The organism is Microbacterium testaceum, from assembly GCF_029761935.1.
Lineage (GTDB): Bacteria > Actinomycetota > Actinomycetes > Actinomycetales > Microbacteriaceae > Microbacterium > Microbacterium testaceum_A.
In genome coordinates this window covers 515,032-541,329 of sequence record NZ_CP121699.1, presented here as the reverse complement: position 1 = coordinate 541,329, position 26,298 = coordinate 515,032, and the positions used below count along the sequence as shown (strand labels likewise).

Sequence of the window (26,298 nt, the reverse complement as noted above, 5' to 3'; positions counted from 1 at the left end):
CCCCGTCGAGACGCGACGCCCGCCCGACCCGAGGCCGTACCTATGCCCGATTCCCGTTCCTCCTCATCCGCGACGTCACCCGTCGTCGAGCGCATCGAAGACGTCGATGTCTCGACCGAGATGCAGGGGTCGTTCCTCGAGTACGCCTACTCGGTCATCTACTCGCGGGCCCTTCCCGACGCCCGCGACGGACTCAAGCCGGTGCAGCGCCGCATCCTGTACCAGATGGCCGAGATGGGGCTGCGACCCGACCGCGGGCACGTCAAGAGCGCTCGCGTCGTCGGTGAGGTGATGGGAAAGCTCCACCCCCACGGTGACGCCCCCATCTACGACGCCCTCGTGCGCCTCGCGCAGTACTTCTCGCTGCGGGTGCCGCTGGTCGACGGCCACGGCAACTTCGGCTCGCTCGATGACGGTCCCGCCGCGCCCCGCTACACCGAGGCGCGCCTGGCCGCCCCGGCGATGGCGCTGACCGAGAACCTCGACGAAGACGTCGTCGACTTCATCCCCAACTACGACGGGCAGTTCCAGCAGCCCGAGGTGCTGCCGGCCGCCTTCCCCAACCTGCTGGTCAACGGCGCGACGGGCATCGCGGTCGGCATGGCCACGAACATGGCCCCGCACAACCTCATCGAGGTCGTCGCCGCCGCGATCCACCTGCTCCAGCATCCGGATGCCACCGTCGAAGAACTCATGGAGTTCGTGCCCGGCCCCGACCTGCCCTCGGGCGGCATCATCGTCGGTCTCGACGGCATCAAAGACGCGTACACGAACGGTCGCGGCACGTTCCGCACCCGCGCGAAGGCGTCGATCGAGTCGCTCGGCCCGCGCCGTACCGGAATCGTCATCACCGAACTGCCCTACCTCGTCGGCCCCGAGCGCGTGATCGAGAAGATCAAAGACGCGGTGCAGGCGAAGAAGCTGACCGGCATCGCCGACGTCACCGACCTCACCGACCGCAACAACGGCCTGCGCCTCGTCATCGGCATCAAGACCGGCTTCGATCCCAAGGCCGTGCTCGAGCAGCTCTACCGCCTCACCCCGCTCGAGGACTCGTTCGGCATCAACAACGTCGCCCTGGTCGACGGGCAGCCGCAGACTCTCGGCCTGCGCGAGATGCTGCGGGTGTACATCGATCACCGCATCCGCGTCGTCACGCGGCGCAGCGAGTTCCGCCTGGCGCGTAAGCGCGAGCGGCTCCACCTGGTCGAGGGTCTGCTCATCGCGATCCTCGACATCGACGAGGTCATCCAGGTCATCCGCTCCTCGGACGACGGTGAGCAGGCGCGCACGAAGCTGCAGGAGGTCTTCGACCTCTCGCATCTGCAGGCCGAGTACATCCTCGAACTGCGCCTGCGCCGCCTCACGAAGTTCTCGCGCATCGAGCTCGAGGCCGAGCGCGATCAGTTGAACGCCGAGATCGCACAATTGGTCGAGCTGCTGGGCAGCGAGACGCTGCTCCGTCAGCAGGTGGCCAGAGAATTGGATGCCGCGGCCGACGCGTACGGCACCCCCCGCCGCACGATGCTGCTGAACGGCGGGCCGGTGCAGCCCCGCTCGGCGCGGGCCGCGGCCGCTGCCGCCGACCTGCAGATCGCCGATGCCCCCTGCCGCGTGTACCTCTCGGCCACCGGACGCATGGTCCGCGCCGAGCTGATCGCCGACGCGCCCGCCGGTGGGGTCGTTCCGCCCGCGCGCCGCTCGAAGCACGACGCGATCCGCTCCTCGGTCGATACGACCACGCGTGGCGATATCGGCGCCGTGACCTCGGCCGGCCGTCTCGTGCGCTTCTCGCCGGTGGACCTGCCGTCGGTTCCCGCGAACTCCGTCCAGGTCGCCGCGGGCACGAAGGTCGAGCAGTACCTTCCGCTGGCGAAGGGCGAGAAGGTCGTGGCCCTCGTGCCGCTGATCGACTCCCCCACCATCGCGCTCGGCACCGAGCAGGGTGTCGTCAAGCGCGTCGCGGCCACCGAGCTCGGCACGAAGGACGAGATTGAAATCATCTCGTTGCGTGACGGCGACCGGGTCGTGGGCGCCGCTCCCGCCGGTGACAACGCCGAGCTCGTCTTCGTCGCGAGCGACGCGCAGCTGCTGCGTTTCGAGGCCTCCTCCGTGCGGCCCCAGGGCCGATCCGCGGGCGGGATGGCCGGCATCCGCCTCTCCGACGGCGCCCGGGTGATCGCCTTCGCCGTCGTCGGGGCCTCGGCCTTCGACGCGGTGGTCGTGACCGTCGCCGGGTCGTCGGCGGCTCTGCCGGGCACCGACGCCGGCAGCGCCAAGGTCTCGGCCTTCACGGAGTTCCCCGCGAAGGGCCGTGCCACCGGAGGCGTGCGCGCCCAGCGCCTGTTGCGTGGCGAGGACGGCCTCGTGCTCGCCTGGGTGGGCACCGATCCGCGCGCGGTCGGACCCGACGGCTCGGTGCGTGCGCTTCCGGATGCCGGCGCGAAGCGCGACGCCTCGGGTCAGCCCCTCGACGCCGTCGTCGGGGCGATCGGCACCGTCGTCCGTTAGGCCGCGTCCGCCGCTTTGGCGGCGCGCCCCTCGCGCGGATGCGGTGACCGGTGCGCCGTTCCCGGCTGCGGCCTCGGCAGGCTCAGACGTCGATGCGTTCGCGCGCGAGCCGATCGCTCGAGTCGATGATGAACTCGCGGCGCGGGGCCACGTCGCTGCCCATGAGCAGGTCGAACACGGATGCCGCGACCTCCATGTCCTGCACGCGCACGCGGCGCAGCATGCGGCCGGCGCGATCCATGGTCGTGGTCGCGAGCTGATCGGCATCCATCTCGCCGAGCCCCTTGTACCGCTGGATCGGCTCCTGCCAGCGCTTGTTGCCGCGCTTGAGCTTGGCGAGCAGCGCGTGCAGCTCCTGCTCGCTGTAGGTGTAGATCGTCTCGTTGGGCTTGGTGCCGGGGTTCATGACGATCACCCGGTGCAGCGGCGGGACGGCGGCGAAGACGCGCCCCTCTTCGACCAGCGGTCGCATGTAGCGGAAGAACAGCGTCAGCAGCAGCGTGCGGATGTGCGCGCCGTCGACGTCGGCGTCGCTCATCAGGATGATCTTGCCGTAGCGGGCGGCGTCGAGATCGAACGAGCGCCCGGAGCCCGCACCGATCACCTGGATGATCGAGGCGCACTCGGCGTTCGACAGCATGTCGCTGATCGAGGCCTTCTGCGTGTTGAGGATCTTGCCGCGGATCGGCAGCAGCGCCTGGAACTCACTGTTGCGCGCGAGCTTGGCCGTGCCGAGCGCGGAGTCGCCCTCGACGATGAACAGCTCGGAATCGTTGACATCGTTCGAGCGGCAGTCGACGAGCTTGGCGGGCAGCGACGACGACTCCAGGGCGTTCTTGCGTCGCTGGGTCTCTTTGTGGGTGCGCGCGGAGATGCGCGCCTTCATCTCGGAGACGATCTTCTCGAGCAGCTGAGCCGTCTGCGCCTTGTCGTCGCGCTTGGGCGAGGCGAAGCGGGCCGCGAGCTCCTTCTGGACGACGGATGCCACGATCTGGCGCACCGCCGGGGTGCCGAGCACCTCTTTCGTCTGGCCCTCGAACTGCGGCTCGGGCAGACGCACGGTGAGCACCGTGGTGAGCCCCGCCAGCAGATCGTCCTTCTCGATCTTGTCGTTGCCGACCTTGAGCTTGCGGGCGTTCTGCTCGACCTGCGCGCGGAGCACCTTCATGAGCCCCTGCTCGAAGCCCTGCTGGTGCGTGCCGCCCTTGGGCGTGGCGATGATGTTGACGAATGAGCGGGTCGTGGTGTCGTAGCCCGTGCCCCAGCGCACCGCGATGTCGACCTCGCACTCGCGCGAGACCTCGGTCGGGATCATCGATCCGCCGGGCTGCAGCACGGGCACGGTTTCGGTGAAGGTGCCGGTGCCGGTGAGACGCCAGGTGTCGGTGACCGCCGCGTCGGGCGCGAGGAAGTCGGCGAACTCCGAGATGCCGCCGTCGAAGCGGTAGCTCGTCTCGACGCGCTCGTCGCTCCGCTCGTCCTGCACGACGATCTCGAGCCCCGGCACCAGGAACGCCGTCTGGCGCACGCGCTGCACGAGCTCGTCGAGCCCGAAGGTCGCGTCTTTGGTGAAGATCTGCCGGTCGGCCCAGTAGCGGATGCGCGTGCCGCTGACTCCGCGCGGCGCCTTGCCGATCACGCGCAGCTCACTGCTGCGCTCGAAGGGGGTGAACGTCGAGTCGGGGGTGTCGCCCGAGAACAGACCGGGCTCGCCGCGGTGGAACGACATCGCGTAGGTCTTGCCGCCGCGATCGACCTCGACGTCGAGGCGCTCCGACAGCGCGTTGACGACCGACGCGCCCACGCCGTGCAGACCGCCGGATGCCGCGTACGAGCCGCCGCCGAACTTGCCGCCGGCGTGCAGCTTGGTGAAGACGACCTCGACACCCGTCAGGCCCGTGCGGGGTTCGACGTCGACCGGGATGCCGCGGGCGCGGTCGCGCACCTCGACGCTGCCGTCGGCGTGCAGCACGATGTCGATGCGCGAGCCGAAGCCGCCGAGGGCTTCGTCGACGGAGTTGTCGATGATCTCCCACAGGCAGTGCATGAGACCACGGGAGTCGGTGGACCCGATGTACATGCCCGGGCGCTTGCGCACGGCTTCGAGGCCCTCGAGGACCTGCAGATGATGGGCGGAGTACTCGGACGTCACGATCTCCCAGCGTAATCGGGGCCACCGACATCGCCTGCCAGACACACAGCAAGGTCGGGTCACCGTACGCGCACAGCGAAATGTGATCAAGCGGCGGCATAGGGGAAACATCCGCGTGGTTGTATATGGAGACTCGCCCACGACCACCTGAGGAGGGCACCCGACATGACCACCACGACTGCACCCGAAGCGTCAGCCGTCCTCGATCACCGCCTGACGGCGGCCGATCGCTGCGACTCCTGCGGCGCACAGGCGTACATCGCCGCTGAGGTGAACGGCAGCGAGCTGTTGTTCTGCGCGCACCACGGCCGCAAGTACGAAGAGAAGCTCCGCAGCGTCGCCACCTCGTGGCACGACGAGACGGCGCGACTCAACGCCGCCGACTGAGACCATCACGTCGGAACGGGCCCCGCACTCACGGAGTGCGTCGGGGCCCGTTCCGCGTTTCAGGCGTCGGTCGAGACGTACACGCGCGGAACAGTCGGTGACACGCGCAGCGCGATCTCCTCGCCGATCGTGTCGATCAGTTCGGCCAGGTCGGTCGCCGTGTGCGAGGCCGCGGGGCCGAACAGGGCGATCTCGTTTCCCGGTTGAGCGCCGGCCCACGGAGCGAGCACCGTCTCGGTCGGCGCGATCGCCTCGACCCGTCGCGGCCCCTCGGGGGTGAGAACGTCGAACCGTCCACCCAGGGCGCTGGGCAACCCGTGCAGGCTTCCGAGGTCGAGGTGCACGCCCGCGGCGTCCACCGCCGTGACCGTGGCCGACAGCGTCGCGATCGGCTCGATGCCGAGCTCCCGCTCCCCCGGCCCGCCGGCGGGACGGATGCCGTACGAGAACGCCCCGACCCGCACGATGTCTTCGCGGAACTCGCCGCGCGCGAACCCCGCCGCACTGGCGGCCAAGTGAGAGAAACGCGGGTCGAGCCCCGCGGCGCGCGCCGTCTCGCGCGCGGCCAGGAACACCGCTCGGGCGTCGTCGTCGTCGGCATCCGAGGCCTCGGAGATGTGCGACCAGATCCCCTCGAAGGCCACCCGGCCCGCGGCGACGAGCTCCGAGGTCTGCGCGAGAGCGGCCTCCCATCGTTCGGGACGGATGCCGTTGCGGTGAAGGCCCGTGTCGATCTTGAGGTGCACGCGGGCGGGCCGACCGGTGTCGAGCCGGGCGAGGTCGTCGAGGAGGGCTTCGTCGCCGATGCCGAGGTCGAGGTCGGCCGCGATGCCCGCGGCCAGGTCGTCGGCCCCGCCGATCAGCCACACGAAGATACGTACGTCGGGCCCGGCGATACGGCGGACGGCCGCCCCGGTGACGACGTCGAACGCGCCGATCCAGCGGACGCCCTCCGCGACGGCCCGCGTCACGAGGGGCTCCAGACCGTGGGCGTAGGCGTCGTCCTTGACGACGAGCATGTGCTCCGCGGGTGCCACGGCCTCTCGCACGCGACGGAGGTTGCGAGCGAAGGCGTCGAGGTCCACGCGGTAGACGGCGCTCACGCGGTCACCCGCCGATCGGCGCGGACGCCCACGACGGCGACAATCTCGGCGGCACCGAGGCCCGTGGCATCCGTCCACTCCTCGAGCGACGGATGACCCTCGGCCGGGTCGCCGAAGAAGACGACCTCCGCTCCGCGCGGCACAGCGGCGTGCTCGACGTCCACGACGCAGACGTCCATGGCCACGCGCCCGACGATGCGGTGCCGGTGCCCGTCGATCGCGACCGTGGCGGCGTTCCCGAGCGAGCGCACCACGCCTTGGGCGTAACCGCCGGTGACGAGGGCCACGGTGGTGTCGTGAGGAGCGCGGTGCGTGTAGCCGTACGAGACGCCCTCGCCGCGCAGGAGCGGCTTGGTTCCCAGAGCGCGTCCGCGCAGCGACATCACGGGCTGCGCGTGCGAGCCGGGCAGACCGAACAGGGCGGCTGCGTCGAGGGGCGCGGCATCCATTCCCAGATCCGAGAGCACGGATGCCACCCACTCGGCGCCGTGCCCCCACGCGTCGGCCGCGAGCACGTCGTCGGTGCCGGTCGCGGTGCCGGCTGCGAGGGCGAGGGGCGCGTTGCGACGCAGGGCCGACTCGGAGACGAAGGCCACCGGGGCCACTCCCCCGGCCGCGGGCAAGCGGGCAGGGAGCGTGGAGGTCACCCCTTTAGACTAACGGGGTCCTTCGTCCCCGACCTCGGAGCCTCATGCCTCAACAGGGTTTCTCCCCCGTCACACGCCTGCGTTACCTCGCCGGGCGGGCCCGCCGCATCGACGTCGGATCCGTCGTCGAACGAGCCAAAGAGGCCTCCGCGCAGCACGGCAAGGCGCTGCCGCTCGTCGTCGCCGACATGCTCTTTCAGGCCGGTGTGAAGAACGTCGGCTTCCAGGACTACATCGACTACGACTTCGCCATCCTCACCCCCGCTGAGCGCGCGACGTACATGACGCACCCGGTGTCGAACCAGATCTCGCAGAAGTACGACCACCCCGACTACCGCGGTCTGTTCCAGGACAAGGTCGAGTTTGACAAGAGGTTCAGCGAGTTCCTCCGTCGCGACTGGATGGTGGTGGATGCCGGCAACGCCGACGAACTGCGCGCCTTCACCGAGCGCCTCGGCACCATCGTCACCAAGGAGCCGGTCGGTCAGGCCGGCACCGGCGTGCACCGCTACCACGCGGCCGAGGTCGACGACTGGAGCGCTTTCCACCGCGGACTGCTCGAGCGCGGAGAGATCCTCGTCGAAGAGGTCATCCGCCAGCACGACGACCTCGCGGCCGTCTGCCCCGGCACCGTCAACACCACGCGCGTCACCGCGTTCTTCGATGGACAGAAGACCCACATCCTCGCGATGGCGCAGAAGTTCGGCCGCGGCGCGGTGAGCGACCAGATGACCTTCGGCGGCTTTTACACGATGCTCGACGAGAACGGCCACGCCCTCGGCGCCGGCTACGACTCGCACGGTCACGTGCACGAGCTGCACCCCGACTCGGGAGCGCGCATCGCCGACTTCCAGCTGCCGATGATCGACGAGGTCAAGGCGTTCGTCGACCAGGTCGCGCGCGTCGTTCCCCAGGTGCAGTACGTCGGCTGGGACATCGTCGTCGGCCCCGACGGCCCCGTACTCGTCGAGGGCAACTGGGGCGCCGGCGTCTACGAGAACAAGCCGAGCGTGACCGGCATCCGCACCGGGCACAAGCCGCGCTACCAGGCCGCCATCGGGTTCTGATCCCGGATGCCGAGAGGCCCGTCCCCCGCGTGGGGGCGGGCCTCCGCTGTGTTCGTCGGCGCGAAAGATGCTCACTCCCTTGGTCCCCCGCCCGGTGGCGCGCGGCGTGGACACCTACCGGGGCCGCGTGATGAGTACGCCCCACTCGCCACAGCCGCGCGTGAGCGTCGCGAGCCGTTCGTTTGCCGCAAAGGGCCGCCCGAAGTGGCCGGTGGCGTGCATCTGCGGCACATGAGCGTCGTGCGTGAGAGCCTCGGGCCGTTCGTTTGCCGCAAAGGGCCGCCCGAAGTGGCCGGTGGCGTGCATTTGCGGCACATGAGCGTCGTGCGTGAGCGTCTCGAGCCGCTCACTCGCCGCGAGTGGGCGCCCGGCGGGGCCGTCGCCGCGCAACCGGGGCGAGACATCTGCGTGATGGGCGCGGGCGGGTGGGAGACGGCATCCGGGAACGCGAGAGGCCCGCCCCGAGAACGGGACGGGCCTTTCGACGAGGTGTCTCAGGTGTGGCGCACGATGCCGAGCGGCGTCGACTCGTGGCCCTGACCGAGCGGGTTGTCCTTGAGGATCGCGACGAGGCGCTTCTCGCCGGCCTTGTCCATCGTCGAGCCGAGGATGTTGCCACCCAGGTCGTTGATGTCGACCACGGCCACCTGCAGGTCGTCGCCGAGCAGCGACTTCAGGCGTGCGGCCACCTCGCGCGGACGCTCGGGTCCGAGCACGACGGCCTGGTTGTACGGCGGGATCGTGCCCTTGGTGGGGCCGTCGATCGCGCGCGCCTTGTCGCCGGCGATGCGGTAGAAGTCGCCCTTGCGTCCGAACGCCTTGGTCACGGCCGAGACGGCCGCGGCGAACAGGATGCGGGGCGTTCCGCACTCGCGCAGCGCCATCTCCATCGTCTCGGGCATGCCGAGACCGATGCCGTAGGGCGTGCGGGTGACGTACTTCGACAGGAAGAGCGCGAGCTTGCGGGGCTTGATCGTGTCGAGCTTGAACGACCGGCCCTGCGTGATCGCGACGATCTTCTCGGTGACGAACAGCAGGTCGCCCGGCTGCACGGCATCCTTCGCGTACTCGAGGATGAACGCGTCGAGGTCGTCGCCCGGCATGACGACCCGCGTGCGGATCGGGATGCGGGCGTACGAGGTGCCCTCGACGGTGACGGTGAGCGCCTTGCCGGCGTTGGCCTCCGCGCTCATTCGAGGTAGTCCCGAAGCGACTGCGAGCGGCTCGGGTGACGCAGCTTCGCCATGGTCTTCGACTCGATCTGGCGGATGCGCTCGCGCGTGACACCGAACGTGTCGCCGATCTGGTCGAGGGTCTTGGGCTGACCGTCGCCGAGGCCGAAGCGCATGCGGATCACGCCCGCCTCGCGCTCGCTGAGCGAGTCGAGGAGCGACTCCAGCTGACGCTGCAGCATGGTGAAGCCGACGGCGTCGGCGGGAACGACGGCCTCGGTGTCCTCGATGAGGTCGCCGAACTCGCTGTCTCCGTCTTCACCGAGGGGCGTGTGCAGCGAGATCGGCTCGCGGCCGTACTTCTGCACCTCGATGACCTTCTCGGGGGTCATGTCGAGCTCGCGGCTGAGTTCCTCGGGCGTGGGTTCGCGACCGAGGTCCTGCAGCATCTGACGCTGGACGCGCGCGAGCTTGTTGATGACCTCGACCATGTGCACCGGGATGCGGATGGTGCGGGCCTGGTCGGCCATAGCGCGCGTGATCGCCTGACGGATCCACCAGGTGGCGTAGGTCGAGAACTTGAAGCCCTTGGTGTAGTCGAACTTCTCAACCGCACGGATCAGGCCCAGGTTGCCCTCCTGAATGAGGTCGAGGAACTGCATGCCACGACCGGTGTAGCGCTTGGCAAGCGAAACGACGAGGCGCAGGTTCGCACCGAGCAGGTGACTCTTGGCGCGCTGACCGTCACGGGCGACCCACTGCAGGTCGAGCCCGAGCTGGCTCGTCTTCTCGGCCGCCGACATGTTCGACAGCTTCTCTTCGGCGAACAGACCGGCCTCGATGCGCATCGCGAGCTCGACCTCTTCGGCCGCGTTCAGGAGCGGGACCTTGCCGATCTGCTTCAGGTAGTCCTTGACCGGGTCGGCGGTCGCGCCGGTGATCTGCGCGGAGTAGACGGGGACGTCGTCCTCGTCGCTCGACGAGATGACGATCGCGCCCGTGGGAAGAGCCTCGGCGGGCGCCGCCGGAGTCTCGTCGTCATCGTCGTCGTCGGTCTTCTTCGCGTCGGTCTTGGCCGCGTCGTCGGAGTCGTCGCTGTCGTCGGTCTCGTCGATCTCGACGTCGCCTTCTTCGACCTCGTCGTCCTCTTCGAGGTCGTCGTCCTTGTTGGCCTTGGCCTTCGCCTTGGCGGGAGTCGCCTTGGCCTTGGCCGGAGCCTTCTTCGCGGGGGCCTTCTTGGCGGTCGTCGTCTTCGACGCCGTCACGGTCTCCTCGGAGTTCTCGAGCTCGGTGTCCTTCGCACTCCGGGAGCGGGTCTTGGTTGTCGTGTCTGCCACGTTTCGCCTTTCACCGGGAACGTACGCTGCACGGCCACCGGTCGTTCTCGGACACTAGTAAGACCCTTGTCAAGTCCCGAACCGAGGAGCGGGGGCTCCTGGTCCGGTTGACAACGGGTCAGGTTCTTCATTGTCTCACATTCCCGGACCGGGACTTGACGTGGACCGGGGATCTATGCGTAGACAACGCTCGCGTCCGATCGGACATTCCCGGGATGCCGACTCCTCGGCATCCCGTCGACGCGGATTTCGGATGCCGTCAGCCGAGCTTGCCGCGTCGATCGTCGTCGCCGGGGCGCGAGGCGAGGAAGCGCTCGAGCTCGGCGGCGAGCTCGTCGGCACTCGGCAGATCGCCCGTGTGGATGATCGGCGTGGCTTGGGTCGAGCCCGCCATGTAGGCGTCGTAACGCTCCTCGAGGTTCTCGAGCATGCGGGTCAGCTCATCGCTGCCCTCGACCTGCTCGGTCACCTTCTCGAGGAATTCGCGGTTCTCTTCGCGCAGCACTTCTCCCGAGAACACCAAGCCGGTCGCGACGGTCAGGCTGTCGAGAGCGGCGAGGGCGGCGGCCGGGTACTCCGTATCGCCGAGGTAATGGGGAACGAGCAAGGCGAAGCCCGCCACCTTGGCGCCGGCCTCGGCGAAGCGGTACTCGAGAAGGTGGCCCGCCGTGGAGGGCACCTGGGTGTGAGGGCGCCAGACGGAGTGAGCCTCGGCGAGGTCGGGGCGCGTTCCGCTGACGGTGGTGCCGATGGGGCGCGTGTGCGGGACCGGCATGGGGATCGCGTGCACCCACGAGATCGACGAGACCTGCAGGCCCGCCGACAACTCGAGGACCGTTTCGGCGAAGGACTCCCAGAGGAAGTCGGGCTCGTACCCCGCGAGGAGCAGGAAGGGTTGCCCGAGGGAGTCGTGTGCGAGCGACAGCTCGAGGCGCGCGGGGCGGTAGTCCGTGAGGTGGTCCTCGACGAACGTGATCGCGGGTCGGCGCGCGCGGTAATCCAGCAGCGCGTCGTTGTCGAAGACGAAGAGGGCGTTGGGCTGCACGTCGTTTCGGAAGTACTCGACGAGACGGGTCACCGCGCCACCGGCATCGGTGAAACCGGTGAGGGCGATCACGAGAGGCAGGCCCGACGGCACGGGGGGCGCCGCAGGGGCGCGGTCGTACAGCGGGGCGGAGGAACGCATACCTCCACTCTACGAGCGTGCCGGTTGCGTCGGCCGCGGTGCGTCCCGCTCCTAGCGAACACGCTCGAACCTAGGATGGATGCCATGCCGTTTCCCTCCGTGGCGTATACCGACGCCCCCGTTCTCGAGTCCGACGCCGATGCGATCCTTCTGATCGTCCCCACTGTTTCGGAGGGGGCTCCGGATCCGGCCGGCTGGGAGGGACTGATGGCGGCGCTGTCCGCAGTCGGTTTCACCGGCGCGGCGGGCTCGTTCCAGCGGGTGCACGTCCCGGGCGTCTCCACCCCCGTGGCCGTGGCCGGTGCGGGCTCGAACCCGGCGGACGCGGCTCTGCGTGAAGCCGCGGGCACGGGGCTCCGCCAGCTGACCGGCTTCGAGCACGTCGCCGTGCAGTCGCTCGTCGCTTCCCCGTGGCGACCGATCGCCGAAGGTGCCGCTCTCGGCGGATACCGCTTCGCCGACTACAAGAAGAAGGCGGCGAAGGTGCGCGCGACCCGCGTGACGGTGGTCGCCGATGAGGCGCCCGCCGACAGTGACACCGCTGCGGTCGCGGCCGTCGCCGGTGCTGTCGCGCTGGTGAAGGACCTGGTGACGACCCCGGCCGAGTGGCTCGGGCCCGCCGACTTCGCCGACGCCGCTGTGAAGGCCGTCGAGGGACTACCCGTCGAGGTCGAGGTGCTCGACGAGAACGCCCTTCGTGACGGCGGGTACGGCGGCATCCTCGGCGTCGGGCAGGGATCCGACCGCCCGCCGCGCATGGTGCGCCTCGACTATGCGCCCGCCGACGCGGAGCGTCACGTCGCCCTCGTCGGCAAGGGCATCACGTTCGACACCGGTGGCCTCTCGCTCAAGCCGCCGGCATCCATGGTCGGCATGAAGTACGACATGTGCGGCGCCGCGACAGTGCTCGCCGTCCTCAAGGCCGCAGCCGAGATGCGTCTGCCCGTGCACGTGAGCGCCTGGCTCTGCATCGCGGACAACATGCCCTCGGGTCGCGCGACGCGCCCGGGCGACGTGCTGCGCACCCTCGACGGCACGACCGTCGAAGTGCTGAACACCGATGCCGAAGGTCGCCTCGTGCTCGCCGACGGCCTCGCCGCGGCCAGCCGCGAGAACCCCGATCTCATCGTCGACGTGGCCACTCTGACGGGGGCGATCACCGTCGCGCTCGGCAACCGCCACACCGGTGTGATGGGAGACGACGAGGCGGTCGCGACGTACCTGGCCGCGTCTTCGCGGACGGCAGAGCTCGCCTGGCAGTTGCCGCTCCCGGACCACATGGTCGACGACCTCGACTCCCCCATCGCCGACCTGCAGAACGCCAAGATCGGCGATCCCGCGGGCGGCTCGCTGTTCGCCGGGTTGTTCCTGCGCCACTTCGTGGGTCGTGTCTCGTCGGACGCCGATGCTCCGCGTATCCCCTGGGTGCACCTCGACATCGCCGGTGTGGGCATGAACAAGTCCGCGCCCTTCGGGTACACAGATAAGGGCGTGACGGGAGCGACGGTCCGCTCGCTCGTCGAGATGCTGGCCACGGACGGCGCACGGTGACCGACTACTCCGCCGACGTTGTCGTGCTCGGCGGCGGAAGCGGTGGCTACGCCGCCGCCCTCCGCCTCGCGGAGCTGGGTAAAGGCGTCGTCCTCGTCGAGAAGGACAAGCTCGGCGGCACCTGCCTGCACCGGGGGTGCATTCCGACCAAGGCGCTCCTCCACGCCGGCGAGGTCGCCGATGCCGCCCGTGGCGCGGCCGACATCGGCGTCGATGTGACCTTCTCGGGCATCGATCCGGTGCGCGTGCGGGCGTACCGCGAAGGCATCGTCGCGAAGAAGTTCAAGGGACTCGAGGGCCTGATCTCGGCTCGCGGCATCCGAGTCGTCCACGGCGAAGGGGTGCTCGCGGCGGGGCCGACAGTTCGCGTCGGCGATGACGTGTACCGCGGAACCGACGTCATCCTCGCCACCGGCTCGTACAGCCGGAGCCTGCCGGGCCTCGAGATCGGCGGGCGGGTGCTCACCAGCGAGCAGGCCCTCGACCTCGATGTGATCCCCGAGCGAGTGGTCGTCCTGGGCGGTGGCGTGATCGGTGTCGAGTTCGCGAGCGTGTGGCGTTCGTTCGGCGTCGACGTCACGATCGTCGAGGCACTCCCCCACCTGCTGCCGGCCGAGGACGTGGCGTCGAGCAAGGCGCTCGAGCGCGCGTTCCGAAAGCGCGGGATCTCGCTCCACCTCGGGAAGAGGTTCGCCTCGCTCTCGCAGTCCGCGGACTCGGCGACCGTGACCCTGGACGACGGCTCCGAGCTCGTGGCCGATTACGTCCTGGTCGCTGTCGGCCGGGGCCCGGTGACCGCCGGACTCGGCTACGAAGAAGCCGGCGTCGTCCTCGACCGCGGCTTCGTCCAGACCGACGAGCGTCTTCGCACCGCCGCCGACCACGTGTGGGCGGTGGGCGACATCGTCCCCGGCCTGCAGCTCGCGCACCGCGGCTTCCAGCAGGGCATCTTCGTGGCGGAGGAGATCGCCGGGCTGGCGCCCGTGCTGGTCCCCGACGTCGACGTCCCCCGCGTCGCCTACTCGCACCCCGAGGTCGCGTCCGTCGGTCTCACCGAGGCGCAGGCGCAGGATCGTTACGGATCCGATGCCGTGAAGGCGTACGAGTACAACCTGGCCGGAAACGGCCGCAGCGAGATCATCGGCACCTCGGGCATCGTGAAGATCGTCCGACGTGTCGACGGCCCCGTCGTCGGCGCCCACCTCGTGGGCGATCGCGTCGGTGAACTGATCTCGGAGGCGCAGCTCGCCGTGGGGTGGGAAGCCCACCCCGAAGACATCGCGCCGTTCGTCCACGCACACCCCACCCAGAGCGAGGCGCTCGGCGAAGCCTTCCTGGCTCTCGCCGGCAAGCCCCTGCACGCACTCTGACCGCAAACCGGTCACTAAGCTAGATACCGCATCCGGTACGAAGGAGACATATCCATGAGCACTTCCGTCGTCCTCCCCGCTCTCGGCGAGAGCGTCACCGAGGGAACGGTCACCCGCTGGCTCAAGCAGGTCGGTGACACCGTCCAGGAGGACGAGGGTCTGCTGGAGATCTCGACCGACAAGGTCGACACCGAGATCCCCTCGCCCGTCTCGGGCGTGATCGAGGAGATTCTGGTCCAGGAAGACGAGACCGTCGAGGTCGGAGCGGTCCTCGCGAAGATCGGTGACGGCTCCGGCCCCGCCTCGTCCGACGACGCCCCGCAGGCCGCCCCGGCCGAGGAGCAGTCCGCTCCGGCCGAAGAGGCGGCCCCCGCCGAGGCTGCTCCCGAGCAGCCCGCCGCCGAGCAGCCCGCCGCCGAGCAGCCCGCTGCCGAGTCCGCGCCCGCCGCGAGTGGCGACTCCACCGAGGTGAAGCTCCCCGAGCTCGGCGAGAGTGTCACCGAGGGCACCGTCACCCGCTGGCTGAAGGCCGTCGGCGACGACGTCGCGGTCGACGAGCCGCTGCTCGAGATCTCGACCGACAAGGTCGACACCGAGATTCCTTCGCCGGTCGCCGGCACGCTGCAGGAGATCCTGGTTCAGGAAGACGAGACGGTCAACGTCGGTGCCGCCCTCGCGCGCATCGGCAGTGGTGCCGCCCCGGCCGCCGAAGAGAAGCCGGCCGAGCAGCCCGCCCCCGCGGCGGAGGAGAAGCCCGCCGAGCAGCCCGCTCCCGCCGCCGAGCAGAAGTCGGCCGAACAGCCTGCTCCCGCCGCGGAGCAGAAGTCGGCCGAACAGCCTGCTCCCGCCGCGGCTCCGGCCGCCTCGTCCAACGACGACGTAACCTACGTCACCCCGCTCGTGCGCCGCCTGGCGCAGCAGCAGGGCGTCGACCTGGCTTCGGTCAAGGGCAGCGGCGTCGGTGGACGCATCCGCAAGGAAGACGTGCTCAAGGCCGCCGAGGCAGCCAAGTCCGCTCCCGCCGCTGCGGCTCCCGCTGCCGCGTCGGCCCCGGCGGCCGCCCCCGCGCCGGTCGAGGTCTCGCCCCTGCGCGGTACCACGCAGAAGATGTCGCGCCTGCGCAAGGTCATTGCCGAGCGCGCCGTCGCGTCGATGCAGGCCACGGCTCAGCTGACGACGGTGGTCGAGGTCGACGTGACCAGGCTCGCGGCCCTGCGTGACCGCATGAAGGGCGAGTTCCAGCAGAAGACGGGCGACAAGCTCTCGTTCCTGCCGTTCTTCGCCATCGCGGCCATCGAGGGTCTCAAGGCGTACCCGATCATCAACTCCACGGTCGAGGGTGACGAGATCGTCTACCCCGCTCACGAGAACGTGTCGATCGCCGTCGACACCGAGCGCGGCCTGCTCACCCCGGTCGTCAAGGACGCCGGCGACAAGAACATCGCGCAGCTGGCGCGCGAGATCGCCGATCTCGCCGCCCGCACGCGCGACAACCAGCTGAAGCCCGACGAGCTCGCCGGCGGCACGTTCACGCTGACCAACACCGGTTCGCGCGGCGCGCTCTTCGACACGCCCATCGTGTTCCTGCCGCAGTCGGCGATCCTCGGCCTCGGTGCCGTGGTGAAGAAGCCCGGTGTGGTCTCGGTCGACGGCAAGGACGCGATCTCGGTCCGCTCGTACGTCTACCTCGCGCTGTCGTACGACCACCGCATCATCGATGGAGCCGACGCCGCTCGCTTCCTCGGCACGGTCAAGGCTCGCCTCGAGGCGGCGCAGTTCGAGGGTGACCTCGGAATCTGATCGCACCGAGCACCGGCTCATGATGGCTGGTCCGCGACCGTTCTGACGGCGCGGACCAGCCATCGCTCGTTCTGGCGCACGAGGGTGACGTACTGCGTCGCTTGTGCCGCATCGACCCGCACGACGGTCACTCCCCCGAAGTCGTCGACGACGGCGATCTTTCCTGCCGCCGCCCCAGCCGCCACAGGCTCCCGCGGGAAGGCGGAGTTCTCTTCGTACCTGGACACGCAGGCCGCGTCGCCTCGGCATCCCTGCAGCTCCGAGAACAGTGTGCGGGCGATCTGTTCCACGTCGTCGGACAGCGGACGGTGCTCGTCCACCGGCAGCGGGCCCGACAGCCACGGCGTCGTCGAGGTCGGGACGGGATCGACGACGGTCTGGTCGGTGGAAGGCTGCGGCGTTGCGCGGTCTTCGGGGACCAGGCAGAAGGCGAGCACGGCGATCACCCCGATGCTCGCGCTCAACGTGAACATGCGGAAGACGCGAGACCGACGCCAGTGTCCGCGGACACGCTCGAGCGCTTGTCGGGTCGCGTCGGCGAGGTCGGCATCGACGAGGTCGAGCACCCGGATCGCCGGGCCGTCCTGCTCGCGCGTCGGCGGATCCGCGACGGGTTCCGCTGCCGGGAACAACGGGCCGAGCACGAGCGGAACGGGCGTCGCGTGCGCGAACAGACGCCTCTCGACCGCCTCCCAATCGCGTGGGGGACGCGTCAACACGCTCTCTCGTGCGCGACCGACGATCTCGCGCGTGGGCGTGTCGTCGGCGATGTCCGCGAGGTGCGCGAGCGTCTCGGCGGTCGCTGCGATCGCGTCGGGTCCGTCCGGGTCGTCGATCGCCACGGGGCACCCGGTCGCGGTGAGCCACCAGGTCTTCCCGTCCGCCGCGGTGGTGGATGCGCGGCATCCGCGAAGGAGGCCGACGGCTGCCGTGACGGCCTCCCCCGGCGTCAGGGGGAGGGTGCTGCGCGCTCGACGTCTCAGGTACGCGTCGAGGGGTTCGGCGAGAACGGATGCCGTGGAGCTGCTCATTCCGCGATGGTGGCCGAACCCCCCGCCCCGTGAGGGCGCGTCGCCCCTGAAGTGGGGAGCGAACGAGGGATCCGCCGCCTGGGGAGGAAGGACTCGCGGCGAAGATAGAATCATTCTCATGGCCGCTCGCACCACCACGCCCGAGAAGCGTCCGGGCTTCTTCTCGCAGATCAAAACCCTGTACACCTTCACCCAGAAGGAGTACCGGTGGTTGCCGTTCCTGCTGGCCGGAATCGTGCTGGTGGGCATCGCCCTCGGTGTGCTCATCGGTTTCCTGATCCCGCCGCTGGCGGCCTGGAGCATCATCCTCTGGGGTGTCACGGGCCTGCTGGCCGGCATCCTGGCGTCGATGATCACGATGACGCGTCTGTCGACGACCGCGATGTACAAGAAGATCGACGGTATGCCCGGCGCCACCGGCCACGTGCTGTCGTCGTCGCTCGGGCGCAACTGGCAGGCCTCCGAGGCTCCGATCGGCGTCAACCCCCGCACGCAGGAGGCCGTCTACCGGGCCATCGGCCGCGGCGGTGTCGTCCTCATCGGCGAGGGTAACCGCAGCCGTCTGACGCGTCTCGTCGGCGAGGAGCGCTCCCGTGTGACGCGGGTCGCCGCCGGCGTGCCCGTCACCGTCCTCTACGTCGGACACGGCGACGACGAGGTGCCGATCGCCAAGCTCGCCTCGACGATCAAGGCGCTCCCGAAGAAGGTCGACCGCTCGACGATGGCCGCCGTCATCAAGCGCGTGTCCTCGGTGTCGCAGGGCCTGTCGTCGCTGCCGATCCCGAAGGGCGTCGACCCGACGAAGATGCGCTCCCCGCGTCCCCGCTGACCTTATGAGAAAGGCCCCCGCTCCGGCGGGGGCCTTTCTCATAAGCCGGTATTCAGGAACGCACGAGGACCGTTCCGACGACTTTGTCGTGCAGGCCGCGCTGGTCGGCGTCCCACACGACCGCGGGGATGATGAGGGCGAGGAGGACGGTTCTCACGATCGGGCGCCAGAGGCCCACCCAGCCCCCGGATGCCAGCTCCAGGCGCATCCCCAGGATCCGGTGTCCCGGGCTGCCGCCGAGGAGGGGGATGAAGAGGATCTGGACGGCGAAGAAGATCAGGTTCGTCGCGATCGGATTTGCGAACGGCACGCCCGTCACCGGGTCGGGTGCGGAGAAGAACGCGTAGCCGATGAGGCCGGCGCTCGCGACGTCGATGAGCAGGGCCGCGATGCGGCGTCCTGGGCGGGCGATGGAGCCGCGACCCTCGCGGGGAAGGCCGAGCCGCTGGCCCGGATACTCGTTCTCGGCGGGGACGCTCACGGCATCCAGCGTAATCGGCGCCGCGTAACATCCCCGAAACATGCGAGATATGACCGGGACACCGGTTCTGGGTAGGGTCGAGGAGGCTGGCCGAGGCCGGCATGATCCCGAATGTTCTACCTCTGGAGTCTTCATGTTCAAAGATTCGTCCGAGGTGCTCAAGTTCATCCAGGACGAGGACGTCAAGTTCCTCGACATCCGTTTCACGGATCTTCCTGGTGTGCAGCAGCACTTCAACATCCCCGCCTCGACCGTCGACGAGGAGTTCTTCACCGTCGGACAGCTGTTCGATGGCTCGTCGATCCGCGGGTTCGCGAACATTCACGAGTCGGACATGCAGCTGATCCCCGACGTGACCACCGCGTACGTCGATCAGTTCCGCGAGGCCAAGACCCTCGTGATGATCTTCGACATCTACAACCCGCGTAACGGTGAGATCTACGGCAAGGACCCGCGTCAGGTCGCCAAGAAGGCCGAGAAGTACCTCGCCTCCACCGGCATCGCCGACACCGCGTTCTTCGCCCCCGAGGCCGAGTTCTACATCTTCGATGACGTCCGCTACGAGGTGAAGCAGAACTCGAGCTTCTACTCGGTGGACTCCGAAGAGGGCGCCTGGAACACCGGACGCGAAGAAGAGGGCGGAAACCTCGCCAACAAGACCCCCTACAAGGGCGGATACTTCCCCGTCTCGCCGGTCGACAAGACGGCGGACCTGCGCGACGACATCACCCTCAAGCTGATCGAGGCGGGCTTCGCGCTCGAGCGTTCGCACCACGAGGTCGGCACCGGTGGTCAGCAGGAGATCAACTACCGCTTCGACACGATGCTGCACGCGGCCGACGACATCCTGAAGTTCAAATACATCGTCAAGAACACCTGCGAGCAGTGGGGCAAGGTCGCGACCTTCATGCCCAAGCCGCTCTTCGGTGACAACGGCTCCGGCATGCACACGCACCAGTCGCTGTGGAACGACGGCAAGCCGCTGTTCTACGACGAGACCGGCTACGGCGGACTCTCCGACGTCGCCCGCTGGTACATCGGCGGTCTGCTGGCGCACGCCCCCGCGGTCCTCGCGTTTACCAACCCGACCCTCAACAGCTACCACCGCCTGGTGAAGGGCTTCGAGGCCCCGGTCAACCTGGTGTACTCGGCCGGTAACCGCTCCGCGGCCATCCGCATCCCGATCACGGGCACCAACCCCAAGGCCAAGCGCATCGAGTTCCGCGCTCCCGACGCCTCGGGCAACCCGTACCTCGCGTTCGCGGCTCAGCTCATGGCCGGTATCGACGGCATCAAGAACCGCATCGAGCCGCACGAGCCCGTCGACAAGGACCTCTACGAGCTCCCCGCCGAAGAGGCCAAGAACATCCCGCAGGTTCCGAACTCGCTGCTCGACTCGCTCGAGGCTCTGCGCGCCGACCACGAGTTCCTGCTCGCCGGTGGCGTGTTCACTCAGGAGCTCATCGACACCTGGATCGAGTACAAGATCGAGAACGAGATCCAGCCGATCGCCCAGCGCCCGCACCCCTTCGAGTACGAGCTGTACTTCGGGGTCTGATCGCCCGATCATCCACGTCGACGCCCGTCCCCGCCGTTTCGCGGGGGCGGGCGTCGACGTTTCCGTGCAGACCGGCGGAGTGGGAGTTACCACGGGTCACCCGGCGGGTGAGGCTCGCTTCTGCTCCTGGAAGACGCGGATGGCTTCGCAGCACTCGGCCGAGCGGGCCTGCCGCTTCGCCGCCTCGACCTCGCGCATCTTCGGCGGGGCTTTTGTCACCAGGTCGTCGAGCAGATTCCGGACGGATGCCGCGATCTCGTCCACGGCGCGGTCGAGGACGTCCTGGTTGGCCCGCGATGACGTCGTCGTCCCGACGATCCTGCGGACGAACTGGAGCGCCGCGTCGTGGCACTCGGCATCCGTCGCCGGAGGCGTGAAGTTGTGCAGGGGAACGATATTGCGGCACATGCGGGCCAGGTGAGGCGGATCGGCCGCCGGTTGCGAGGGTCATGGCGCCGGGATCTCGACGAGACGGAACCAGCGGCCGGTCGGGCGGAGGCGCGAAAGCGCGGGGAGAAAGTGCGGATCGCTGACGTGACCGTCGAAATCGACGACCGTGAGGCCGCGGCGCGCGAGGATCGCCATCGCACGACGGATGCACCCCTCGACCAGATGCTCTCCCCCCGGCTCATCGCGCGAAATGGTCTCGGACACGATGAGCGGCGGATCAGTGTCGAGGTAGGTGAGAGCCAGCGCCAGGATGCGGCCGGAGTCATCGACGGCGAGAGCTGAGGCCTCGACGTCGAGGTCGTCCCATAGGCCCTCGACCAAGGCGACCTCGAAGCCCTGTCGCACCGGGCTCCAGTTCTCGTGCGTCCAGCGGTACAGCTCCGTGAATGCGGCCTCGACGCGTGATCGGTCGCCGCCTGCCAGGGGCTGGACCGCGGCGTGGAAGCGCAGGTGCGTTCGAGTCTCGAGGCTCGCGCGCACGGGCGGGACGGTCTGAATGGTGCGGGCACCCAACGCCTCGGCGAACCGCAGGGACTCGTCGTCGACGTAACCGCGCGCCATCAGGGGGAGATCGCGCGAACGCAACGTCGCAAGGTGCCGTGCCAGGGCCGTCCCGATGCCGCGTCGGCGCCGCTCGGGGTCGACGACGACCTCGAGCCAGAACCGGTCGTCGTGCACGCGAGAGAGCCAGATCGCACCGGCGGCGACGATCCTGCCGCCATCGACCGCCACCGCCGACCGCGTCTCGTCACTGCGCCAGCCATCGCGGGCGAGGGAGCGGTCGCCCCACCACGGAGGAGAAGCGGCCAGGTCGTCGTCGGTCAAAGAGCGGAAGTGCACGAGCCCATCGAAGCAGGTCGCCGGCTTCCCGGCATCCCTTCAGGTGAACCTCCGCCGCGATGTCGGAGGGGCACGGGAGGATGGGAGCATGGCCGAGTCCCCATACGCGTCGCGTCCGTGGTCCACCTCCTACGCCGAGGGGGTGCCCCTCGAGATCGACGAGCCCTCGCAGACACTGCCCGAGATGCTCGCGGCCTCGGTCGCGCGGTACGGCAAGAAGACCGCCCTCGAGTTCTTCGGTGCGCCGACCACCTATCGCGAGCTCGGCGATCAGGTCTCCCGCGCGGCAGAGGGACTACGTCGACTGGGGGTTCGGGCCGGCGACCGCGTCGCCCTCGTCCTGCCGAACTCGCCGCAGCATGTCGTCGCGTTCTATGCCGCGCTGCGCCTCGGCGCGATCGTCATCGAGCACAACCCGCTGTACACGCCCCGCGAACTGCGTCATCAGTTCGAGGACCACGGCGCGCGGTTCGCGATCGTGTGGGACAAGCTGGCCGACACCGTCGCCGAGTTCCCGACCGATCTGGCGCTCGAGAAGATCGTCAGCGTCGACATCACCACCGCCCTCCCCTTCGCGAAGCGCCTCGCGCTGCGCCTCCCGGTGGCGAAAGCCAAGGCCGCGCGCGAGCAGCTCACCGGCGCGCCGCGGTCCAAGCGTCCGCAGGCGTGGGAGAAGCTCCTCACGCACGGCACGTTGCCTCGAAAGCACCCCGGCCCGGTTCTCGACGACATCGCACTGCTGCAGTACACGAGCGGCACCACGGGCAGCCCCAAGGGCGCCGTCCTCACCCACTCGAACCTGCGGGCCAACGCGATGCAAGGCCGCGCGTGGGTACCGGGCCTTCGCGACGGTGCAGAGACGTTCTACGGGGTCCTCCCCCTGTTCCACGCCTACGGGCTCACGCTCTGCCTGACATTCGCCGTGAGCATCGGGGCGAAGCTCGTGCTCTTCCCGAAGTACGACCTCGAGCTGGTCGCGGCGGCAGCGAAGAAGAGCCCGCCCACCTTCCTTCCCGCCGTTCCCCCCATCTACGACCAGCTCGCGCGCGCCGCGGCTCGGGGCACGCTCGACCTGAGCACCGTGCGGTTCGCGATCTCGGGGGCGATGAGCCTGCCCGTCGCCACCGTCGATCGGTGGGAGGCCGCCACCGGGGGTCTTCTCGTCGAGGGATACGGAATGACCGAGTCATCGCCGGTCGCCCTCGGCAACCCCATCGGCCCGTCCCGCCGCCCCGGAACGGTGGGCGTGCCCTTTCCGAGCACCGACATCCGCGTCGTCGACCCCGAGGACCCGACCGTCGACCGGCCCCTCGGCGAGACCGGTGAGCTCCTCCTGCGCGGCCCCCAGGTCTTCCAGGGGTACTGGAACCGCCCCTCCGACACCGCGGCGACACTGCTCGACGGCGGATGGCTGCGCACCGGCGATATCGCCTCGGTCTCACCGGACGGCTTCGTCACCATCGTCGACCGTCTCAAAGAGATCATCATCACGGGCGGGTTCAACGTGTCGCCCAGCGAGGTCGAAGACGTCCTGACCTCGCACCCCGACATCGCCGGAGCGGCCGTCGTCGCCCTCCCCAAGTCGAGCGGCGGAGAAGACGTCGCGGCGGCGATCGTGCTGCGCGACGGCGTCCACGTCGAACCCGACGCGATTCGCGACTTCTGCAAGGCGCGCCTCGCGGCCTACAAAGTGCCGCGCCGTGTCGTCGTGGTCGACGACCTGCCCCGCTCCCTCATCGGCAAGGTCCAGCGACGCGAGGTGCGCGAACGTCTCATGTCGTGAGCTGTGCAGAAGGGATGCCGCGAGCGGGCGGCATCCCTTCCGCTCACGGTCAGCCGTAGAACAGCTTGTCGAAGACCCGGCGCGCGCGGCGCGTGGTGCCCAGGTAGTCCTCTTCGACCTGCGTGGCCGAACGCGGAGCGTATTCGAGGATGCGGCCGATACCGTCGAGCTTCGCGCGGTCCACGGGAAGCACATTGCTCGTCTGGCCCGACAACAGCGTGTTCGCCGAACGAAGACGGCTCGCGAGGTGCCAGGCCGCGGCGAGCTTCTCGGCCGCGTCGGCCTCGATGACACCCGCGTCGACAGCGGCATCCAACGCCTCGAGCGTCGACGTCGTCCGCATCGCGGGGATCGCGCGCGCGTGCTGCAGCTGCAGCAACTGCACGAGCCACTCCACGTCGCTGATCGAACCGGGGCCGAGCTTGAGGTGGCGAGCGGGGTCGGCGCCCTGCGGCAGACGCTCGTTCTCGACGCGCGCCTTGATGCGCCGGATCTCGCGGAGCCCGTTCTGATCGGCCGACACCGGATACCGCACCTCGTCGGCGAGCTCGAGGAACGCCCCGATGAGCTTGACACTGCCGGCCACGCCACGGGCGCGCAGGAGCGCCTGCGCCTCCCACGACAGCGACCAGCGCCGGTAGTACTCGGCGTAGGCGTCGAGGGAGCGGGCGAGAGGACCGCTTCGCCCCTCGGGTCGGAGCTCCGCATCGAGGTCGAGCGGCAGACGGTGGTCCTCCGACTGCTCGCGCAGGCCGGCGACGAGCTTCAGCGCGAGCTGACTGGCCCGCTGCGGGTCGATTCCGTTCGCGCGATAGACGTACATCACGTCGGCATCCGATCCGAAACCGATCTCGCGTCCGCCGAAGCGTCCCATCGCGATGACCGCGAAGTCGAGATCGTCGTCCTCGGGCGGGACGACGACGCGGCGGACGGCGCGCAGGGTGGCCTGGATGGTGACCTCGGTGATGGTGGTGAGGGCGTCGGAGAGCTCCTCGAGCGAGACCGTTCCGAGGACTGCGGCCATCGCGACACGCAGCATCTCGCGCCGGCGCAGCGCGCGCACCGAACGCATCGCGTCGTCGATGTTCTGCCAGCGGGTCTGGATGGCCAGCGCCTCTTCTTCAAGCGCCTTTCCCGAACGGGGGCGCAGCAGCGCGTCGTCGTCGAGCCAGGCCACCGACTCGGGGATCCATTCCATGAGCTCGCCGATGTACCGCGACCCCGAGAGCACCCGCGTGAGGCTCTCGGCGGCCCCGGCCGAATCGCGCAGCATCCGCAGGAACCAGGGGGTGTTGCCGAGCCGCTCGCTGATGCGGCGGAAGACGAGCAGACCGTAGTCGGGGTCGACTCCGTCGGCGAACCAGCGGATCATGATCGGCATGAGGTGCCGCTGGATGGTGGCCTTGCGGCTGAGCCCGCTGGTCAGCGCCGCGATGTGGCGCAGCGCTCCGGCCGGGTCGCGGAAGCCGATCGCGGCGAGGCGATCGCGCGCCTGCTCGGTCGACAGAGTGCGCTCCCCCTCGGGAAGGGCGGCAACAGCCGACAGCAGGGGTCGGTAGAACAGGCGCACGTGGATGTCGCGCACCTCGCGCTTGATGCCCTCCCACACCGCCTGAACCCCGGATGCCGAGTCGGCCAGTCGCGACGCTCGCGCGAGGACCCGTAGGTCGTCGTCCTTCTCGGGCAGCAGCGCCGTGCGGCGGAGCCCGCGGAGCTGGAGGCGGTGCTCGAGCAGACGCAGCAGGCGATAGTCGCGACCGAACGCCTCGGCCTCGGACCGCCCGATGTACCCCTCGGCCACCAGCGCGTCGAGCGCCTCGAGCGTGCCGCGCTGGCGGATCCGTTCATCGGTCAGACCGTGGACCAGCTGCAGGAGCTGCACGGTGAACTCGACATCTCGGATGCCGCCGGGCCCGAGCTTGAGCTGTCGATTGACCTCCGCGGACGGGATGTGATCGGTGACGCGTTCGCGCATGCGCTGGACGCCCTCGACGAAGTTCTCTCGAGCGGCGCTGTGCCAGACCAGGGGCTGGACGGCAGCGACGTACTCGGCCCCCAACGTCTGGTCCCCGGCGATCGCCCGGGCCTTCAGCAGGGCTTGGAACTCCCAGCTCTTCGCCCACCGCGCGTAGTACTGCTCGTGCGAGGCGAGGCTGCGCACGAGCGCACCCTGCTTGCCCTCGGGGCGCAGGTTCGGGTCGACCTCCCACAAGGGCGGCTCGATCTCGGGACCCGAGATGCCGCGCATCGTCTGCACGGCGAGCCGCGTGCCGATGTCGATCGCGCGCGCCTCGGTGACGGCGTCCTCATCGGCCGATCCACCCACGAAGATCACGTCGACGTCGCTGACGTAGTTCAGCTCACGCGCGCCCGTCTTGCCCATCGCGATGATCGCGAACCGGGTCGCCTCCACCTGTTCACGAGGGAACGATCCCGGCCCGGGCCCGCTGACCCGCGCCCTCGCCACGCTGAGAGCCGCCTCGAGGGCCGCTCCCGCCAGGTCGGCCAGCGACGAGGCCACGGCGGGAATCGCGCCCGCGGGGTCGTCCTGCCCGAGGTCGTAGGCCGCGATGCGGGCCAGCAGTCGCCGATAGAGCACGCGCAACGCCACCCACGCGGCATCCGAGGCATCCGACGCGAAGCCCTCGACATCGCCGACGGATGCCAGGAGCTCGGCGCGCATGAAGGGCTCGTCCGGCAGGGTCAGGCCCGCACCCGAGAGATGCGCGAGCTCCTCGGGGTGGCGCAGGTAGAACTCCGCGAAGCCGTCGGAGGCGCCCACGATGTCCCACAGGGCGCGCCACGCTCCCGCGTCCGCCGCCGCCGCGCGAACCGCTTCGCGATCACGGCGGGCGACCTGCAGGATCGACAGCAGGGCACGGTCGGGGTCGGCCACGCGCTGCGCGAGCTGCATGGCATCCGCCCGCTCCACCCCCACCGACTCCTCGAGCTCGGAGAGCAGAGTGTCTGCTTCGGCGAGCCGTGAGAAGCCGGTGCGGGCGAGGGCGGTGAGCGCGGTGGAACGATCGCCCGAGGTCATGGG

20 protein-coding genes are annotated in these 26,298 nt (G+C 69.4%); 9 read left to right on the top strand and 11 right to left on the bottom strand.

Features of this window, described 5'->3' with window-relative positions; all coding sequences use genetic code 11:
- The first annotated feature begins 42 nt into the window (after nt 1–42).
- Entirely contained in the window at nt 43–2,511 is a 2,469-nt protein-coding gene (locus tag QBE02_RS02610; RefSeq protein ID WP_279367018.1) for a DNA gyrase/topoisomerase IV subunit A, read from the top strand.
- 82 nt (nt 2,512–2,593) lie between these two features.
- Here QBE02_RS02610 and QBE02_RS02605 read toward each other — a convergent pair whose 3' ends face one another.
- On the bottom strand, nt 2,594–4,666 hold the full coding sequence (locus QBE02_RS02605) for a DNA gyrase/topoisomerase IV subunit B (protein ID WP_279367850.1): 2,073 nt from the start codon (nt 4,664–4,666) through the stop codon (nt 2,594–2,596).
- A 162-nt stretch (nt 4,667–4,828) separates the two neighbouring features.
- Here QBE02_RS02605 and QBE02_RS02600 point away from each other — a divergent pair, with 162 nt between their 5' ends.
- Nucleotides 4,829–5,050 (top strand): DUF7455 domain-containing protein, encoded by a 222-nt coding sequence (locus QBE02_RS02600; protein WP_056231527.1) that lies wholly within the window; start codon nt 4,829–4,831, stop codon nt 5,048–5,050.
- Between the two features lie 59 nt (nt 5,051–5,109).
- Here QBE02_RS02600 and QBE02_RS02595 read toward each other — a convergent pair whose 3' ends face one another.
- Both QBE02_RS02595 and QBE02_RS02590 read right to left on the bottom strand, forming a co-directional pair.
- The gene (locus QBE02_RS02595; protein ID WP_279367017.1) at nt 5,110–6,153 is read right to left on the bottom strand and encodes an alanine racemase; all 1,044 of its coding nucleotides are present in this window, start codon (nt 6,151–6,153) and stop codon (nt 5,110–5,112) included.
- A complete protein-coding gene (locus tag QBE02_RS02590) occupies nt 6,150–6,800 on the bottom strand; it encodes an alanine racemase C-terminal domain-containing protein (RefSeq protein ID WP_279367016.1) in 651 nt (216 codons plus the stop codon). Before QBE02_RS02590 ends, QBE02_RS02595 begins: the two co-directional genes overlap by 4 nt.
- A gap of 44 nt (nt 6,801–6,844) precedes the next feature.
- Between QBE02_RS02590 and QBE02_RS02585 the strand changes: the two genes are divergently transcribed.
- Nucleotides 6,845–7,867 carry a sugar-transfer associated ATP-grasp domain-containing protein gene (locus QBE02_RS02585; protein WP_279367015.1) on the top strand — a complete coding sequence of 341 codons (1,023 nt, stop codon included), beginning with the start codon at nt 6,845–6,847 and terminating at the stop codon, nt 7,865–7,867.
- 494 nt (nt 7,868–8,361) lie between these two features.
- Here QBE02_RS02585 and QBE02_RS02580 read toward each other — a convergent pair whose 3' ends face one another.
- The 3 genes from QBE02_RS02580 to QBE02_RS02570 form a co-directional block, all read right to left on the bottom strand.
- A complete protein-coding gene (locus QBE02_RS02580) occupies nt 8,362–9,060 on the bottom strand; it encodes a coenzyme F420-0:L-glutamate ligase (RefSeq protein ID WP_279367014.1) in 699 nt (232 codons plus the stop codon).
- Nucleotides 9,057–10,376 carry an RNA polymerase sigma factor gene (locus QBE02_RS02575; RefSeq protein ID WP_279367013.1) on the bottom strand — a complete coding sequence of 440 codons (1,320 nt, stop codon included), beginning with the start codon at nt 10,374–10,376 and terminating at the stop codon, nt 9,057–9,059. The genes QBE02_RS02580 and QBE02_RS02575 overlap by 4 nt, the downstream gene beginning before the upstream one ends.
- Before the next feature lie 259 nt (nt 10,377–10,635).
- Entirely contained in the window at nt 10,636–11,562 is a 927-nt protein-coding gene (locus QBE02_RS02570; RefSeq protein WP_279367012.1) for a proteasome assembly chaperone family protein, read from the bottom strand.
- 84 nt (nt 11,563–11,646) lie between these two features.
- Here QBE02_RS02570 and QBE02_RS02565 point away from each other — a divergent pair, with 84 nt between their 5' ends.
- The 3 genes from QBE02_RS02565 to sucB are packed head-to-tail and all read left to right on the top strand — an operon-like array spanning nt 11,647 to nt 16,283.
- Entirely contained in the window at nt 11,647–13,113 is a 1,467-nt protein-coding gene (locus QBE02_RS02565) for a leucyl aminopeptidase (protein WP_279367011.1), read from the top strand.
- The gene (lpdA, locus tag QBE02_RS02560; RefSeq protein WP_279367010.1) at nt 13,110–14,483 is read left to right on the top strand and encodes a dihydrolipoyl dehydrogenase; all 1,374 of its coding nucleotides are present in this window, start codon (nt 13,110–13,112) and stop codon (nt 14,481–14,483) included. The genes QBE02_RS02565 and lpdA overlap by 4 nt, the downstream gene beginning before the upstream one ends.
- Before the next feature lie 54 nt (nt 14,484–14,537).
- Nucleotides 14,538–16,283: a 2-oxoglutarate dehydrogenase, E2 component, dihydrolipoamide succinyltransferase gene (gene sucB / locus QBE02_RS02555; RefSeq protein WP_279367009.1), complete on the top strand. Its 1,746-nt coding sequence runs from the start codon at nt 14,538–14,540 to the stop codon at nt 16,281–16,283.
- 17 nt (nt 16,284–16,300) lie between these two features.
- Here sucB and QBE02_RS02550 read toward each other — a convergent pair whose 3' ends face one another.
- Nucleotides 16,301–17,314 carry a hypothetical protein gene (locus QBE02_RS02550; protein WP_279367008.1) on the bottom strand — a complete coding sequence of 338 codons (1,014 nt, stop codon included), beginning with the start codon at nt 17,312–17,314 and terminating at the stop codon, nt 16,301–16,303.
- A 118-nt stretch (nt 17,315–17,432) separates the two neighbouring features.
- Here QBE02_RS02550 and QBE02_RS02545 point away from each other — a divergent pair, with 118 nt between their 5' ends.
- Nucleotides 17,433–18,143 carry a DUF4191 domain-containing protein gene (locus QBE02_RS02545; RefSeq protein WP_056231496.1) on the top strand — a complete coding sequence of 237 codons (711 nt, stop codon included), beginning with the start codon at nt 17,433–17,435 and terminating at the stop codon, nt 18,141–18,143.
- A 52-nt stretch (nt 18,144–18,195) separates the two neighbouring features.
- On the opposite strand, the gene QBE02_RS02540 is transcribed toward QBE02_RS02545, so the two are convergent.
- Complete coding sequence (locus QBE02_RS02540; protein WP_256335554.1) at nt 18,196–18,624, bottom strand: RDD family protein; 429 nt, start codon at nt 18,622–18,624, stop codon at nt 18,196–18,198.
- Between the two features lie 133 nt (nt 18,625–18,757).
- Here QBE02_RS02540 and glnA point away from each other — a divergent pair, with 133 nt between their 5' ends.
- Nucleotides 18,758–20,182: a type I glutamate--ammonia ligase gene (glnA, locus tag QBE02_RS02535; RefSeq protein ID WP_056231492.1), complete on the top strand. Its 1,425-nt coding sequence runs from the start codon at nt 18,758–18,760 to the stop codon at nt 20,180–20,182.
- A 96-nt stretch (nt 20,183–20,278) separates the two neighbouring features.
- On the opposite strand, the gene QBE02_RS02530 is transcribed toward glnA, so the two are convergent.
- Complete coding sequence (locus tag QBE02_RS02530; RefSeq protein WP_279367007.1) at nt 20,279–20,590, bottom strand: DUF2277 domain-containing protein; 312 nt, start codon at nt 20,588–20,590, stop codon at nt 20,279–20,281.
- 39 nt (nt 20,591–20,629) lie between these two features.
- A complete protein-coding gene (locus QBE02_RS02525; protein ID WP_279367006.1) occupies nt 20,630–21,472 on the bottom strand; it encodes a GNAT family N-acetyltransferase in 843 nt (280 codons plus the stop codon).
- An 88-nt stretch (nt 21,473–21,560) separates the two neighbouring features.
- On the opposite strand from QBE02_RS02525, the gene QBE02_RS02520 reads away from it, so the two are divergent.
- Nucleotides 21,561–23,255, top strand: coding sequence for a long-chain-fatty-acid--CoA ligase (locus QBE02_RS02520; RefSeq protein WP_279367005.1), 1,695 nt, complete (start codon nt 21,561–21,563; stop codon nt 23,253–23,255).
- A gap of 49 nt (nt 23,256–23,304) precedes the next feature.
- Here QBE02_RS02520 and QBE02_RS02515 read toward each other — a convergent pair whose 3' ends face one another.
- Entirely contained in the window at nt 23,305–26,295 is a 2,991-nt protein-coding gene (locus QBE02_RS02515) for a bifunctional [glutamine synthetase] adenylyltransferase/[glutamine synthetase]-adenylyl-L-tyrosine phosphorylase (protein WP_279367004.1), read from the bottom strand.
- Nucleotides 26,296–26,298 lie beyond the last annotated feature (3 nt).